Source organism: Catenuloplanes nepalensis (assembly GCF_030811575.1).
Lineage (GTDB): Bacteria > Actinomycetota > Actinomycetes > Mycobacteriales > Micromonosporaceae > Catenuloplanes > Catenuloplanes nepalensis.
Window position 1 is genome coordinate 9188363 of sequence record NZ_JAUSRA010000001.1, and the last position, 15434, is coordinate 9203796.

Annotated in this window: 11 protein-coding genes and 1 pseudogene; 11 read left to right on the plus strand and 1 reads right to left on the minus strand. The window is 73.0% G+C overall.

Annotated features, from left to right (window positions below):
• Positions 1 to 4: 4 nt before the first annotated feature.
• The 3 genes and pseudogenes from J2S43_RS42475 to J2S43_RS40035 all read left to right on the plus strand — a co-directional run.
• A pseudogene (locus J2S43_RS42475) lies at positions 5 to 427 on the plus strand (WXG100-like domain-containing protein); the annotation flags it as partial.
• Positions 428 to 484: 57 nt separating this feature from the next.
• Positions 485 to 4792, plus strand: a complete 4308-nt coding sequence (locus tag J2S43_RS40030; protein ID WP_306838450.1) for a RelA/SpoT-related domain-containing protein — start codon at positions 485 to 487, stop codon at positions 4790 to 4792.
• Positions 4785 to 5228, plus strand: coding sequence for a hypothetical protein (locus J2S43_RS40035; RefSeq protein WP_306838452.1), 444 nt, complete (start codon positions 4785 to 4787; stop codon positions 5226 to 5228). The genes J2S43_RS40030 and J2S43_RS40035 overlap by 8 nt, the downstream gene beginning before the upstream one ends.
• A 23-nt stretch (positions 5229 to 5251) precedes the next feature.
• Here J2S43_RS40035 and J2S43_RS40040 read toward each other — a convergent pair whose 3' ends face one another.
• A complete protein-coding gene (locus J2S43_RS40040) occupies positions 5252 to 6679 on the minus strand; it encodes a gamma-aminobutyraldehyde dehydrogenase (protein WP_306838453.1) in 1428 nt (475 codons plus the stop codon).
• A gap of 131 nt (positions 6680 to 6810) precedes the next feature.
• Between J2S43_RS40040 and J2S43_RS40045 the strand changes: the two genes are divergently transcribed.
• From J2S43_RS40045 to manA, 8 genes are all read left to right on the plus strand, one after another.
• Positions 6811 to 8235, plus strand: coding sequence for an aldehyde dehydrogenase family protein (locus J2S43_RS40045; RefSeq protein ID WP_306838454.1), 1425 nt, complete (start codon positions 6811 to 6813; stop codon positions 8233 to 8235).
• A gap of 109 nt (positions 8236 to 8344) precedes the next feature.
• Positions 8345 to 9013, plus strand: coding sequence for a deoxyribonuclease V (nfi, locus tag J2S43_RS40050; RefSeq protein ID WP_306838456.1), 669 nt, complete (start codon positions 8345 to 8347; stop codon positions 9011 to 9013).
• 77 nt (positions 9014 to 9090) lie between these two features.
• Positions 9091 to 10149, plus strand: a complete 1059-nt coding sequence (locus tag J2S43_RS40055; RefSeq protein WP_306838458.1) for a hypothetical protein — start codon at positions 9091 to 9093, stop codon at positions 10147 to 10149.
• A gap of 144 nt (positions 10150 to 10293) precedes the next feature.
• A complete protein-coding gene (locus tag J2S43_RS40060; protein WP_306838460.1) occupies positions 10294 to 11670 on the plus strand; it encodes a phosphomannomutase/phosphoglucomutase in 1377 nt (458 codons plus the stop codon).
• Between the two features lie 53 nt (positions 11671 to 11723).
• A complete protein-coding gene (locus J2S43_RS40065; RefSeq protein ID WP_306838461.1) occupies positions 11724 to 11933 on the plus strand; it encodes a Trm112 family protein in 210 nt (69 codons plus the stop codon).
• The gene (locus tag J2S43_RS40070) at positions 11933 to 13156 is read left to right on the plus strand and encodes an SIS domain-containing protein (protein WP_306838463.1); all 1224 of its coding nucleotides are present in this window, start codon (positions 11933 to 11935) and stop codon (positions 13154 to 13156) included. The genes J2S43_RS40065 and J2S43_RS40070 overlap by 1 nt, the downstream gene beginning before the upstream one ends.
• 3 nt (positions 13157 to 13159) lie before the next feature.
• A complete protein-coding gene (locus J2S43_RS40075; RefSeq protein WP_306838465.1) occupies positions 13160 to 14161 on the plus strand; it encodes a cation diffusion facilitator family transporter in 1002 nt (333 codons plus the stop codon).
• Between the two features lie 6 nt (positions 14162 to 14167).
• Positions 14168 to 15280 (plus strand): mannose-6-phosphate isomerase, class I, encoded by a 1113-nt coding sequence (gene manA / locus J2S43_RS40080; RefSeq protein ID WP_306838466.1) that lies wholly within the window; start codon positions 14168 to 14170, stop codon positions 15278 to 15280.
• Positions 15281 to 15434 lie beyond the last annotated feature (154 nt).

A 15434-nucleotide genomic window follows, 5' to 3' on the forward strand; every position in this document is an offset into this window, starting at 1 on the left:
GGCATTGACGAGCCCCGTTCCGCACCCGCTCGGCCTGCTCTGGCCCGACGCCCCCGGCTGGATCCACGAAGGCCTCGAATGGGTCATCGGCGTCGAATGGCCGGAAGGCGACGAGAAGGCCGTCTGGGACCTGGCCGAGGAGTGGTACGGCGTCGCCGGCCTCCTCACCGTCCCGCTGGAGAACGCGTCCGACGCGGCCGGCTCGTTCTAGGCCTCCTACACCGGCCCGGCCGCCGACGCGTTCCGTGCCGCCTGGGCCGCGCTCGCGGCCGGCGACCAGGCCGCCGTGGACGAGCTGCTGGCCGCGACCGACGAGGTCGGGAAGATGGTCGAGGAGTGCGGCTGCGACATCGAGGCCGCGAAGATCGAGGTGTGGATCGAGGTCACGCTCCTCGTCATCGAGCTGATCTCGCTCACCGTCGCGGTCGCGCTCACGCTGGGCGCCGCCGCCCCCGCCGCGGCCGCGGCCCTGACGGTCAGCCGGATGGCGGTTCAGCGCATCTTCCGCCGCCTGGTCACCACGATGGCGAGCAAGGGGATCAGGCCGACGCCCTCACTGGCCCGCCGCGCGCTGCACGACGGCGTGTCCGAGGCGGCCGGTGAGGTCACGGCCGATGCCGGCGTGCAGGGACACCAGATCGCGGCCGGACATCGGGACGGGATCGACCCGGGCTCGCTCCGGACATCGGCGGCGGCCGGATTCGCGGCCGGCGCGGCCGCGTCCGCCGCCGGGATCCGGGCCGCCGGGGGTACGGGGGACGACGTCGTGCGCGGGTCCGCGGCGGAGGTGCTGGGGGAGACGGCGGCGGCGGTGGCCGCGGGCGGGGACCTGGGGTTGACCGAGCTCGCGATGGCGGCCACGTCCGGCGCTTCGTCGGGGGCATCCTCCGGCGCGACCGGCACCCTCAACGCGGACCTGGCCGCGAAGCTCGACGGCATCACGGCGGCGACTCCCGAATCGGCGCGGGGAGTCGCGGCGGCTTTCGAGGCGGCGCTGTCGCCGGATGCCGGCGTTCGCGGCGTGCCGGATGCCGCCGTTCGTGGCGTGCTGGATGCTGGCGCTCCGGGCGTGCCGAACGCCGGGGCTCCGGGCGTGCCGGATGCCGGCGTTCGTGGCGTGCCGGTGCCGGATCTCGGCGCACACGATGCGATCAACGACGCCCTGCATCCGGGTGCCGGGTCCGCCGGATCGGCGATCTCCGGGGGTGACGATTCTGCGGACGGCAGCGTCAGGGCTGTGGACGCGGCCACGAGTATCGCGGCGGATGTCGTTGCCGACGGTGGTGGATCGGCTGCCGAAACACCGCTCGCCGGTGCCGCGGGAACGACCGATTCCCGGGGACCGGATATCCGGCCGGGCGGCGATGAGCCGCTGACCGCGGAATCCGTGCCAGGACCGGGATTCGCGACCGGGCCCGCCTTCGACAGCGGACCGGCCTCGGCGACCGGGCTGGCCTCCGCGACCGGGCTGGCCTCCGCGACCCCGTTGGGCCCGGTCGGCGGCGATGCTCGCGGGACCGCGTTGGCCGCGGTCGACGACGATGCTCCCGGCGATCCGCCGCGCGCGCATCGGGACGCACCCGCCGACACCTCCGCCAGTGGCGGTACGGACGTCGAGACGCCATCACCCGTCCCGGCGGCCACGAACACGATCGCACCTGCCGGCCCTGTTGGTGCTCCGCCGCCGGCCGGAAGCACAGGCGCCATCGGCAGGGCCGCGGTTCCCTCCGGCCCCATCGCGGCCGGCAGCGGTTCCGGCCCTGTCATGGCGCAGGCCGACACCGCAGCCGCGCCGGCCACCATCGGCCGCTGGTCGGACGGGCTCACCCCGCCCCCGGTCCTCCCGGCAACGCCCGCGCCGGATACCGGCCTCCCGGCGATGCCCGCGCCGGGTACCGGCCATCCCTCGACCGCGGGGCCGCTGTCGGCCGGCAGCGGGCTCGGCCCGGCCCTGGTGAACGAAGCTGCGCGTGCGACCGTCGGCTGGACGGACGCGCTCAGCCATCGGGCCGGCGCGACGTCCGACACCGGTCCCCTCGCGGCCGGATTGGGCGCCGGTCCGTCGTTGGCGAGCGATGCCGCCGCGCGCACCGTCGACGGCTGGGCGGCCGCCCCGGACCGCACATCCGCGACTCCACCGGGCAGCAGCCCGGGCCAGCCTCCGGCCGGCTCAGTCCAGTCCCCGGTGAGCCCGAGTCACCCTCCGGTGAGCCCGAATCAGCATCCCGTGATGACCGGCCCGCTTGCCGGTGGGGTCGGGCAAACGCCGGCCGGCGAAGCCGCCGATCCACGAACGAGCGTTGTCCGGCCCGATGGTCTCGACCGGACTCCGGCGGGCGGTCTCGCGCAGGCGCTGACACCGGCCGGTGACGTACCCGCCTCCGGGGCGGTCGACAGGTGGACCCAACGGTCCGGCGAGCAACCGGAGCCGGAAACCGCTGTTGACCGGGCGACTCCGGTGCCGGCGGGCAGATCGGTTCCCGAAGCGGGCCCGCTCTCGGGTGGTGTGGCGCCGACCGGCGACACGAACCCGGCGAAGTCCGGCGGACCGGACGGGTCGCCGGTGACCGACGGAATCAGCCGGGCCTCGGCGGTGGACGCGTCGAGCGCCGTGGGAGGCTGGACCGGCGGCCCCGAGCAGCGGCCGGCGACCGCGGCCGGGCACACCCCCGAGACCGTCACCGCTTCCGGGCCGCTGGGGACCGGTAGCGGGATCGAACCCGCGCTCGAGGCGGGCGGTGCGGCGGCCGTCGCGCAGGCCATCGGCGAGTCGTCCGGGGGACCGAGCGGGCTGAGCGGCAACGCCGAAGCCACATCGGGCCCGCCGGCCGGCCCGGAACTCGCGGAGACGAGCGGCTCGGCCCCGGCCGTGCCGGCAGCCGCCTCGTCGGGAGCCGAGGGCGCGGCGCCGGGGATCTTCGTCGCACCGCCGGTCGGCGGCATCGGCCCGGGTGCCGGCGCTGGCTCGCGTGGCGGACGTGGATCGCCGAAAGGCGGCGGGAAACCCGGCTCGACCCCGTTCCGGCCGGCCAGGGATCCGATCGTGCAGCCCGGCGTGCCGGCACCCGGCGTACTCGGCTCCGCGTCATTCGGCATCGAGGAACCGGTGTTCCCCACCCGTCCGGCGGAGGACCGGCCCGTGCCGTCATCGTCCGGCGGGCCACCATCGCCCACGCCCGGCCAGGCCGCAGCAGCCTCGTCCGGTGAGCCGACGCCGTTCACGTCCGGTGGGCCGACGCCGTTCACGTCCGGTGGACGTCCGGCGGCCCCGCTTGATGGGCGTTCGACGGCTCCATCCGATGGGCGTTCGGCGGACTCGCTCGATGATGGTTCGGCGGACTCGCCCGGAGGTGCCTCGACGAACGCGATCAGTGCGGGAGCGGGGCCGGCCGCGGAGACCACCGGTACCGCCCGGCCGGCGTCGCCGGCGAAAGAGGAGCCGGCGGATACCGGTGGTGCCCGGCCGTCGCCCGGCCCCGGTGTCGTCTCCGCCGGAAATGCCGCGTTCGCCGATCCGGTGCCGCCGGCGCAGCGGACCGGCACGCCGGGTCTGATCAGCCCCGCCGAGTTCGGAATGCACACCTCCGAGATCACCGTGATCCCGCGGCAACCGTCCGCCGAGACGGTGCGAGAGGCACGCCTGGCGGCGCAGAGAGCCTTCGCGGGTACGCCGAGGGCAGTGATCGACACGGCAGCCGACCTGAACGCGGCGCTGACCGCGGGCGTCACGCCCGCGCAACTCGCCGCGCATCTGGACCCGGCCTCGCTGGCCCGGCTGGCACCACGCCTGTCGCCCACCGAGGTGCGCGACGCCTCGGCGCTGCTGTCCAGCCCGGACGTCCAGGCGACGCTCGAGACGGCGTGGGACAGCCCCGAGCCGGGACATCCGCTGCTGGCAGAACACCTGGTCGGCCAGCTGATCGCCCACCCGGAACTGGTGCAGATCATCCAGTCCTCCCCGGAACTGCGCACCAGCCTGCTGTCCCGCCCCCTCACCCTCCACAACCTCGCCCACCACCAGCAGGCCATCGACGTCCTCGGCGAGGTCCTCACCGAGGTAGAGGAAAGATCCACCGCCGGCCTACCGCCCGTGGAGCCCTCAGCCCCGCCGCACTTCGCCGTGACCGGAGAGAACAGAGAGATCAGTGATGTTCTCAAGACTCGCAGTCAGCGTGCCGCGCAGCCCGGGTTCGACGTGCGCCGAAGGCATGATCAAGCATATGTCGAAGGTTATGTCGATCAACTGTTTGCTCAGTCCCCGGCAGCGCAGATCGAGCTGAGCCGCGCCGCGGGAGAGATCGCGGCCAGGTGCGATGGCGAGTTTCACGCTCGCCGTGAGCCGAAGAGCCGGCAGCGAGTGCTCGACAAGATGGCGAAGAAGGGCGGAGATGCTTCGCTCGTGCTTGACCTCGCAGGCGTATACGTCAGATTTTCCGCTATGGCCGACGCCTATCGAGCGTTGCGCATGATCGAGGAGGATCCCCGCTTGGACGTCGTGACGTTCGACGATCGGATTGAAGTGGCGGAGAAGAGCGGATATCGAGATCTGCGACTGAATGTGCGGACCACGAGTGGGCACATAGGAGAGTTGCGTCTGCACCTCAAGGCCGTTGATGACGTGGCGGTCTGGGAGCATTCGTTATATGAGGTCCGACGTGGTCTGGAGAGCAGTGCCCGGGATGGCGGCCGTAACATGAACGCCAGGGAGAAGGCTCTCTATGACGGCCTTCTTCGAGCTCAGCAGCGCTACTTTTGGGAGGCGTTGCAATCGACGAGGGGGTCGAATGCCTGAATCCTACGACCCGCCTGGCCTGGCGCTTCCTTACTATTTCAGCTATTACCGGTTCCCGGGAAAGATGGTCGATGCGTCAAATGGTGGCGCCGCCATCTGGAGGATCTCAGCGGATTCCGGCGGGTGGGAACCGCGTAACGACATCGCGGACGACATCCTGTTCGGCACGACGCAAGATGTGCAGATGCTGTCACGAACGGAGTTCGTGCAGGAGGTCGAGTGGGTTCGTGGTCGCTACCTGCGTGGTGATGGGCCGGTTTTCGCGCTCTACGACACCATTCGGGCTGTCGAGGAGACTGCTGAGGCGGAGAATCGGCGGCTGACCGGGCGGGAACGGCTTCTCGTCGAAGGGCTGCGGCGTCGCACCTATGTCATGTTCGAGACGGAGCTGCTGCGGCAAGGGGATCCTGCGGCTGATCCGACGCTGGCGGACTGAGCGAGCACCGGTGCGGCCGGACATCAGACCTCGATGTTGTGCATGACGTGCTTCACCCGGGTGTAGTCCTCCAGCGAGTACAGCGACAGATCCTTGCCGTACCCGCTGTGTTTGAAGCCGCCGTGCGGCATCTCGGACACGAACGGGATGTGCGTGTTCACCCAGACGCACCCGAAGTCGAGGCGGCGGGTCATCCGCATGGCGCGGCCGTGGTCGCGGGTCCAGACCGACGCGGCCAGGCCGTAGTCGACGCCGTTGGCCCAGCGCACCGCCTCGTCCTCGTCGGTGAACCGCTGCACGGTGATGACCGGCCCGAAGACCTCGTCCTGGATCAGTTCGTCGTCCTGCCGGACGCCGGAGATCACGGTCGGCGCGTAGAAGTAGCCCCGGTCGCCGACCCGTGCGCCGCCGGTCTCGACGGTCGCATGATCGGGGAGCCGGGACAGGAAACCGGTGACCCGCTCCAGCTGCGCGGCGTTGTTGAGCGGCCCGTACGCCACGCCGGGGTCGTCCGGCAGCCCGGTGCGAGTGGCTCGCGCCTCCGCGGTCAGCGCCGCGACCAGGTCGGCGTGGACGCCCGGCCCGGCGAGGACCCGGGTCGCGGCCGTGCAGTCCTGGCCGGCGTTGAAGTAGCCGCCGCTCGCGATCGCCGCGGCCGCCGCGGCCACGTCGGCGTCGTCGAAGAGCACGACCGGCGCCTTGCCGCCGAGTTCCAGGTGGGTGCGCTTGAGGTCGGGCGCGGCCGACGCGAGGACCTCCCGGCCGGCCCGGGTGGAGCCGGTGATGGAGACGAATCGCGGCGTGCGGTGCGAGACCAGCGCGCGGCCGGTGTCCCGGTCGCCGGCGACCACGTTGAACACGCCGGGTGGCAGGAACTCGGCGGCGATCTCGGCGAGCAGCAGCGTGGAGACCGGCGTGGTGTCGGACGGCTTGAGCACCACGGTGTTGCCGGCCGCGAGCGCGGGCGCGATCTTCCAGATGGCCATCATCAGCGGGTAGTTCCACGGCGTGACCTGCGCACAGACGCCGATCGGCTCGCGCCGCACGTACGACTCGTGGCCGGCCAGGTAGTTGCCGGCGGACCTGCCCTCCAGCATGCGGGCCGCGCCGGCGAAGAAGCGCAGCTGGTCGGCCGAGGGCGGCACCTCCTCGTCGGTGGTCAGCTGCCGGGGCTTGCCGGTGTTGCGGACCTCCGCGTCGACGAGCTCGGCCGCGCGGGACTCGACCGCGTCCGCGATCCTCAGCAGTGCGCGCTGCCGCTCGGCCGGTGTGGTGTCCCGCCAGGTCTCGAACGCGGTGGCGGCGGCGGACATGGCGGCGTCGACGTCGCGCTCGCCGGAGACCGGCGCCTGCGCGAAGACCTCGCCGGTGGTCGGGTCGATCAGGTCGGACCGGCGGCCGTCGCCCGGATCGGCGTACTCACCGTTGATGAAGTTGCGAAGAACCTGCATGTCATCTCCGTAGGAACGCCGTATCCGTCACTCCTCAGCCATCCTCGCCACGAAAAACGTGGCAAGCAAGGTTTTCCGCCACCGGAAACGCACGGGGCTAGGCTTCGATGCGGAGGGAAAGGATCCGCGCTATGGACATGATCCCGTTCTACGTCGCCGGCCGTCCCGTGCACGGCGACGACGAGGTGATCGTGCGGCACCCCTACGACGGCACCGTGGTCGGCCGCACCAGTTTCGCCACTCCCGCGCAGGTCGACGAGGCACTGGACGGGGCGACGGTCACGGAGACGCCCGCGCATGTCCGGGCCGCCGCGCTCGACCACGTCTCGCGGCGGCTGACGGAGCGCGCGGACGAGGTGGCCCGCCTGATCACCGCGGAGAACGGCAAGCCGCTGAAGTGGGCGCGGGCCGAGGCCGGCCGTGCGGTCTCGGTGTTCCGCTGGGCCGCGGAGGAGGCGCGCCGCTTCGCCGGCGAGATGCAGCGGCTGGACACCGACCCGGCCGGCGAGGGGCGGATGGCGCTGGTCCGGCGGGTGCCGCGCGGTGCCGTGCTCGGCATCTCCCCGTTCAACTTCCCGCTGAACCTGGTGGCGCACAAGGTCGCGCCGGCGATCGCGGCGGGCGTGCCGATCGTGCTCAAGCCGGCGCCGGCCACGCCGCTGTCCGCGCTGCTGCTGGGCGAGCTGCTGGCCGAGACGGACCTGCCGGAGGGCGCGTTCTCCGTGCTGCCGCTGCCGAACGACCGCACCGCGGAGCTGGTCAGGGACCCGCGGCTGCCGGTGATCTCGTTCACGGGATCCGGGCCGGTGGGCGGCCTGATCCAGGACTCGGTGCCGCGCAAGCACGTGACGTTGGAGCTGGGCGGCAACGCCGCGGCCGTGATCTGCGCGGACTACGCCGGCGACGCCGACCTCGACCACGCGGCCACGCGCATCGCCACGTTCTCCAACTACCAGGCCGGGCAGAGCTGCATCGCGGTGCAGCGCGTCTTCGTGCACGCCGACGTCTACGACCGTTTCGTGGCGAGACTGGTGGACCGGACCGCGGCGCTCAGGACCGGCGACCCGAACGACGAGGCAACCGACGTCGGGCCGCTGATCAGCGAGGACGCGGCGAAGCGGGTCGAGGCGTGGGTGGGCGAGGCGATCGAGGCCGGTGCCGAGGCGCTGGCCGGCGGCGAGCGCGACGGTTCCACGTACCCGCCGACGGTTCTGGTGAACGTCCCGGCCGGCGCGAAGGTGCTGACCGAGGAGGTGTTCGGCCCGGTTCTGGCCGTGCAGCGGGTGGCGGGCGACGACGAGGCCTTCGCCGCCGTCAACGACTCCGCCTACGGCCTCCAGGCCGGCGTGTTCACCCACGATCTGCGGACCGCGTTCGCCGCCCACCGGACGCTGCAGGTCGGCGGCGTGATCATCGGCGACGTGCCGTCCTACCGCGCCGACCAGATGCCCTACGGCGGCGTGAAGGGCAGTGGCGTGGGCCGCGAGGGCGTTCGCTTCGCGATGGAGGACTACACCGAACCCCGCGTCCTGGTGCTCACCGGCATCGACCTCTGAAAACCATTCACACCACCTCGGCGGTACGGTGGCCACCCGGCCCGCCCGCGCCCGCACTCACGCGGGACACCACCGTCGGGACACCGGAGAACCGGGAGGCCCGCGAAACGTGTCCGATGCCTGGCCCACCACCGTCGCCGAGGCCGAGGCCGAGCAGGACCGCCTCCGCGCACGGGTCGACCTGACGGACTCCCCGGCGCCGCCGCGCACCGTGGCCGGCCTGGACGTCGCCTATGCCGACGGCGACGAGCGGCTGGTCGCGGCCGTGGTGGTGCTGGACGCGGCCACGCTCGCGCCGGTCGACGAGGCGGTGACGATCGGCCGGCCCGCGTTTCCGTACGTGCCGGGCCTGTTCGCGTTCCGCGAGATCCCCGCGCTGCTGGACGCGCTCGACCGCCTGACCACCCGGCCCGACCTGCTGGTCTGTGACGGTCACGGCCTCGCCCACCCGCGCCGCTTCGGCCTGGCCTGCCACCTGGGCGTGCTCACCGGCCTGCCCGCACTGGGCGTCGGCAAGACGCACCTGACCGGTGAGTGGTCGATGCCGGGGGAGCGGCGCGGCGATGCGAGCCCGATCACCCTCGATGGGGTGACGGTCGGCACCGTGCTGCGCACCCAGGACCGGGTGCGGCCGGTCTTCGTCTCGCCCGGCCACCGCATCTCCGTGGCCGGCGCGACCGCGCAGGTCCTGGCGCTCGCGCCACGGTTCCGCCTGCCGGAGACGACCCGGGCCGCGGACCACGCGTGCCGGGCCGCGCTCGCCGGACGTACCCGCTGAATTGGTCTTAAAAGGGTTTGCCTATCGACCGAACGACGGCTTCGGCGATCTCGGGTGCGGCAGGTAGCCTCCCAGACATGCTTGAACGGCGATGGGTGGCGCATGCCCTGATGGCGATCGTGGCCGGGCTGCTCGGCGCCGTCACGCTGGGTGCGGCACCGGCTTACGCTGACGAGGTCGCGGTGAGTGCCCCCAGCTCGTTCACGGCGGGCGACGGCCCGCAGAACGTCGACATCCGGCTGCGGCGGGAGGACGACGGCTGCATCCGGGCCCGCGCGCAGCTGCGCATCCGCGCCGACGACCTGAGCGCGGACCAGGTCGTGGTCGCGGTCAACTCCGGCGGCCAGACCGTGCAGGTGCAGCTGAGCGCGCAGGGCGACGGCGACTACGTCACGCAGCTGGTGCAGCCGGCCGAGGCCGAGATGTGCGAGCGCCGCAACCGGCAGCAGACCGTGCGGTTCCGCGTCGCGTTCGGGCCGAACGCGCCGAACGGCGACGTCCGGTTCGAGGGCTTCATGCTCGACGAGAACGACAACCGCCTGGCCGACGGCGACGACGAGGCGCAGATCCGCGGCGGCGAGGCGGCACCCAGCCCGACGCCGTCCAGGAGCCCGTCGAAGAGCCCGTCCCCGAGTTCCTCCCCGGAGGAGGAGAAGGAGACCGAGGCGGCCGCGGCGCCCACGTTCGAGTCCCTGCCGCCGGATCCGGCCGGCCCGGTGTCGCTGAAGTCGGACGACAGCCTGTTCGGCGGGCTCGGCGTGCCGATCGCGATCGGCGTGGTCATGGTCGGCGTCGGTGTGGCGCTGATCGTGCTGCTGGTCCGGCGCAGCCGGGCCGAGGACGAGGGCGGTGCGTTCGCGGGCGGCCCCGGTGCACCGGGGCCGCGCGGCGGTGGTGGCGGTGGCGGCGGCGTCTACGGTGCCGGTCCACGTGGCGGTGCCCCGCGTGCCGGCGGCTGGAGCGGCGCGGCCGAGGGCGCCACCCAGATGCTCCCCGCGCAGCCTCCGCCGGGTGTCCGGCCGCCGGTCGACCTGCCCACGCAGCGCTACCCGGGCGTGCCGTCCGGCCCGAACGCGAACCGGGCGCGGACCACGCCGCCGGACCCGACCACGAAGTTGCCCAGAGTGACGGAGTAGTTCCGGCTCGCATCTTCTCGTCATGCGACCGTGGCCGAGCCGCAGCGTGCCGGCCACCCGCCTCGTCACGTCCGGTGAACGTGCCTCCGATACGCTTCCCCGGTCGGCTACACAGGCGTAGGACGAGGCGTGAGGAGCGTTGAGTTGGCTGAGCTGTCACGGATCGTGAAGGCGTACGACGTGCGCGGTACGGTCCCGGACGAGTTCGACACCGCGGCCGCGTGCGCGCTGGGCCAGGCGTTCGTGGAGACGCTGCGTGAGCTCGGCGACGACGCCGAGCGCATCGTGATCGCGCACGACATGCGCGAGTCCGGCCCGGCGCTGGCCGAGTCGTTCGCGGCCGGCGCGATCGCGGCCGGCGCCCAGGTGGTGCACGCGGGTCTCGGCTCGACCGACCTGCTCTACTACGCGTCCGGCGTGCTCAGCCTGCCCGGTGCGATGTTCACCGCCAGCCACAACCCGGCGCAGTACAACGGGATCAAGATGTGCAAGGCCGGTGCGAAGCCGATCGGCCAGGACAGCGGCCTGTCGCAGATCCGCGACCGCGCGCAGCAGCTGCTCGACGAGGGCCTGACCCCGGTCGGCGAGGTGCCGGTGGAGCGCCGTGACCTGCTGGCCGACTACGCGGCGCACCTGCGCTCGCTGGTCGACCTGTCCGGCATCCGCCCGCTCAAGGTGGTCGTGGACGCGGGCAACGGCATGGGCGGCCACACCGTCCCGGCCGTGCTCGGCGACACCGTGCTGGCCGGCCTGCCGCTGTCGATCGTCCCGCTCTACTTCGAGCTGGACGGCACGTTCCCGAACCACGAGGCGAACCCGCTGGAGCCGGCGAACCTGGTCGACCTGCAGGCCGCGGTGGTCGAGCACGGCGCGGACCTCGGCCTGGCCTTCGACGGCGACGCGGACCGCTGCTTCGTCATCGACGAGAAGGGCGCGCCGGTCTCGCCGTCCGCGATCACCGCGCTGGTCGCGGTGCGCGAGCTGGCCAAGCACCCGGGCAGCATCATCATCCACAACCTGATCACGTCGACCGCGGTGCCGGAGATCGTCACCGAGCACGGCGGCAAGCCGATGCGCACCCGGGTGGGCCACTCGTTCATCAAGGCCGAGATGGCGAAGACCGACGCGGTCTTCGGCGGCGAGCACTCCGCGCACTACTACTTCCGGGACTTCTGGGGCGCGGACACCGGCATGCTGGCCGCGATGCACGTGCTGGCCGCGCTGGGCGAGCAGGACCGGCCGCTCTCCGAGCTGGGCGCCGCCTACGAGCGGTACGCCGCGTCCGGTGAGATCAACTCCACGGTCTCGGACGCGGCCGCGAAGACCGCGGAGGTGCGCGCCGCGTTCGCCGGCCACCCGACGGACGAGCTGGACGGCCTGACCATCACGTTCTCCGACGGCGCGTGGATCAACCTGCGCCCGTCCAACACGGAGCCGTTGCTGCGACTCAACGTGGAGGCGCCGACCGCGGAGCGCATGGCGCGGCTGCGCGACGACGTTCTCGCGATCGTTCGCGGTTAGGCTTCTGGGGTCGCGGGGAACTCCCCCGGCAGGACCCTCGAAAGGAGCCGTTCGTGGCCCTTGATCCGCAGCTGCTGGAGATCATCACCTGTCCGGACAGGCACCGTGCGCCGCTGGTCCACGACCCGGCCACGGCCACGCTGAACTGCCCCGAGTGCGGGCGTGCGTTCCGGATCGAGGACGACATCCCGGTGATGCTGCTGGACGAGGCACGAACGGCTCCGGCGGGTTCGCACCACACGGACCAGGAGGAAGACCGCTGATGGGCAACCCGGTGGACGGCACCGCGGGGATTCAGGGCCGGCGCGTCGCCGACGAGAGCATTCTCGACGACGAGGAGCTGATGGCCACGCAGGACCCGGGCGGCATGCTCCGGGCCACCGCGTCCGCGGGCGCCCAGGTCCGTGAGTCCGCGCAGCTCGCCGCGGAGGCGAACCTCAACGCGCTGTCCGAGGAGGGCCGGCCACGCGCGGTCGTGATCGCCGGTGCCGGCACCGCGGTGCTCACCGCGGACATCCTCCGCACCGTCGCCGGCCCGCGTTGCCCCGCGCCGGTGCTGGCGCACCGCAGCCCGGGCGTGCCCGGCTGGGTCGGCGCGGCCGACGTGGTGATCGCGGTCTCCGCGTCCGGCCGCAGCCCGGAGGCGCTGGCCGCCGCCGAGGCCGCCGCCCGGCGCGGTGCCCGGCTGGTCGCGATCGGCGCGCCGGACTCCCGGCTGCAGTCGATCGCGGAGTCGGCCCGCGCGCCGTTCATCGGCGTGCCGCGCCGCGCACCGGCCCGCGCCAGCCTGTGGTCGCTGGCCGTCCCGGTGCTGCTGGCCGCGCGGCAGCTCGACCTGGTGAAGATCAACGAGGCTGACCTGGCGGAGACCGCGACCCGGCTGGACACGGACGCGGACCGCTGCCGTCCCGGCCTGGAGTCGTTCGTCAACCCGGCGAAGTCGCTGGCGCTCGGCCTGGCCGGTTCGGTGCCGATCGTCTGGGGATCGTCGCCGCTGGCCACCGTGGCCGCGCGCCGATTCGCCGACACGCTCTCCGCCAACGCGCGGTACCCCGTGGTCGCCGGTGCGCTCGGCGAGGCCGGCCGCGGCCGCGTCGGCCTGCTCGACGGCGTCTTCGGCGGCCTGGTCGAGTCCGCGCGGGACATCTTCGCCGACCCGGAGGACGAGGCCGACCCGACCCGGCTGCGGATCGTGCTGCTGCGCGACGGCGGCCTCGACCCGCAGGAGGCCAACGACGAGCCGGTCGCGGTCGAGGAGCGCCGGGCGGACGCGGTGCAGACACTCGCGGAGCGGCGCGGCGTGCGCTGCGACGTGGTGACCGCGGAGGGCGGCTCCGCGCTGGAGCGTCTCGCCTCGCTGATCGCGGTGCCGGACTTCGCCTCGATCTATCTCGCGCTGGCGCACGGGCTCGACCCGATGGCGGTGCCCGCGGTCTCCGAGATGAAGGAACTGGCCAACCCCATCCGCACCGAAGGGATGTCCTGACCGATGAGCGCCGGCGAGGGCGGTAAGGCGATCATCGCGGCGCTGGCCGCGAACCTGGGTATCGCGGTGACGAAGTTCGTCGCGTTCCTGCTGACACAGTCCTCGTCGATGCTGGCCGAGTCGATCCACTCGGTCGCGGACTCGGGCAATCAGGCGCTGTTGCTGCTCGGCGGGCGTCGGTCCCGCCGGGCCGCGACGCCCGATCACCCGTTCGGCTACGGGCGGGAGCGCTACATCTACGCGTTCATCGTCTCGATCGTGCTGTTCTCGCTGGGCGGCCTGTTCGCGCTCTACGAGGCGTACCACAAGTGGCACGAGGCGCACACCGACCCGAACCACGGCGCCATCACGTCCTGGCACTGGGTCCCGGTCGTGGTGCTGGTCGCCGCGATCGGCATGGAGAGCTTCTCGTTCCGCACCGCGATCAAGGAGTCCAACCACACCCGCGGCGACGCGTCGTGGAAGCAGTTCATCCGCCGGGCCAAGGCGCCGGAGCTGCCGGTCGTGCTGCTGGAGGACTTCGGCGCGCTGATCGGCCTGGTGCTCGCGCTCCTCGGCGTCGGGCTCACGCTGATCACCGGGCACGGTGTGTGGGACGCGCTCGGCACCGGCGCGATCGGCGTGCTGCTGGTCGGCATCGCGGTGATCCTGGCGGTCGAGACCAAGAGTCTGCTGCTCGGCGAGGGCGCGTCCGCGCAGGACCAGGCCGCGATCGAGCGAGCGCTGCTGGACGCCCCGGCGGTGCAGCGGATCATTCACATGCGGACCATGCACCTCGGCCCGGAGGAGCTGCTGGTCGCCGCGAAGTTCGCGGTCGACGCGACCGAGACCGCGGCGGACGTGGCCCGGTCCATCAACGAGGCGGAGGCGCGCATCCGGGCGGCCGTGCCGATCGCCCGCGTCATCTACCTGGAGCCGGACGTGTTCAGCGCGGAGGCGGCGACAGCGCCGAAGTCCGGCTACGACGGCACCCAGCTGGCTTCCGAGACACTCACGGGGAACTGAACTGACATGCAGGCTCTGACCAGCGTCATCCGACCGTACGCGTGGGGTTCGCGCTCCGCGATCGCCGAGATCCAGGGCCGCCCCACGCCCGCGGCCGGGCCGGAGGCGGAGCTGTGGATCGGCGCGCACCCGGCCGACCCGTCGCGGATCGACGGCACCGGCCTGGACGCGCTGCTGGCGGCGGAGCCGGAGCGGCTGCTCGGTGCGGCCGTGGTGGAGCGGTTCGGCGCGCGCCTGCCGTACCTCATGAAGATCCTCGCGGCCGGCGCGCCGCTGTCGCTGCAGGCGCACCCGACGCTCGAGCATGCGAAAGCGCGCTTCGCCGAGGGGCACGGCGGCTACGTCGACGCGAACCACAAGCCGGAGCTGCTGGTCGCGCTGACGCCGTTCGACGCGCTCTGCGGCTTCGCCGACCCGGCCGTCTCGGCGGACACGCTGGAGGCGCTCGGCATCGCGGAGCTGGCGCCGGCGGTGGCGAGCCTGCGGACCGGGCTGGACGGGCTGCGTGAGGCCGTACGCGCGCTGCTGACCTGGCCGGCCGAGGAGCGGGCCGGCCTGGTGAAGGCCGCGGTGGCGGCCGGGACCGCGCCGCTGGTGGCCGAGCTGGCCCGGTTCTACCCCGAGGACACCGGCGTGCTGGTGGCGCTGCTGCTCAACCACGTGCGGCTGGAGCCGGGGCAGGCGATCTGGATGCCGGCCGGGAACCTGCACGCGTACCTCAACGGCACCGGCGTCGAGATCATGGCGGCCAGCGACAACGTTCTGCGCGGCGGGCTGACGCCGAAGCAGGTGGACGTGGACGAACTGCTCGGCGTGCTGCGCTTCGAGGTGCTGGCCGAGCCGCTGCACCCGGCCGCGGACCTGGCCGGCGGCGTGCGGGCCTGGCCGGTGCCGGTGCCGGACTTCCTGCTCCACGAGATCGCGCCGGGCGCGCGCACGGTCACGCTGGACGTGCCGGGGCCGCGCGTGGTGCTGGCCGTGGACGGGCCGGTTCGGGTGGACGACGGACAGACCGTGGTGGAGATCGCACCCGGCACCGCCGCGTTCTCCGGCGCGGACGCGGGCGCGCTGCGCCTCTCCGGCTCCGGCCGGGCGTTCGTGGCGGCCGTAGGCCTCTGACCTGGCCGTTCGCCTCTGACGGGAGTGCCCGCGCCGCCGCTCGTAGACCCGGTGCCCGCGCCGCCGCTCGTAGACCCGGTGCCCGCGCCGCCGCTCGTAGACCTGTGATCCAGGCGTCCCCCATGTCGCTGGAACGGCATGGGGGACGCCTGGA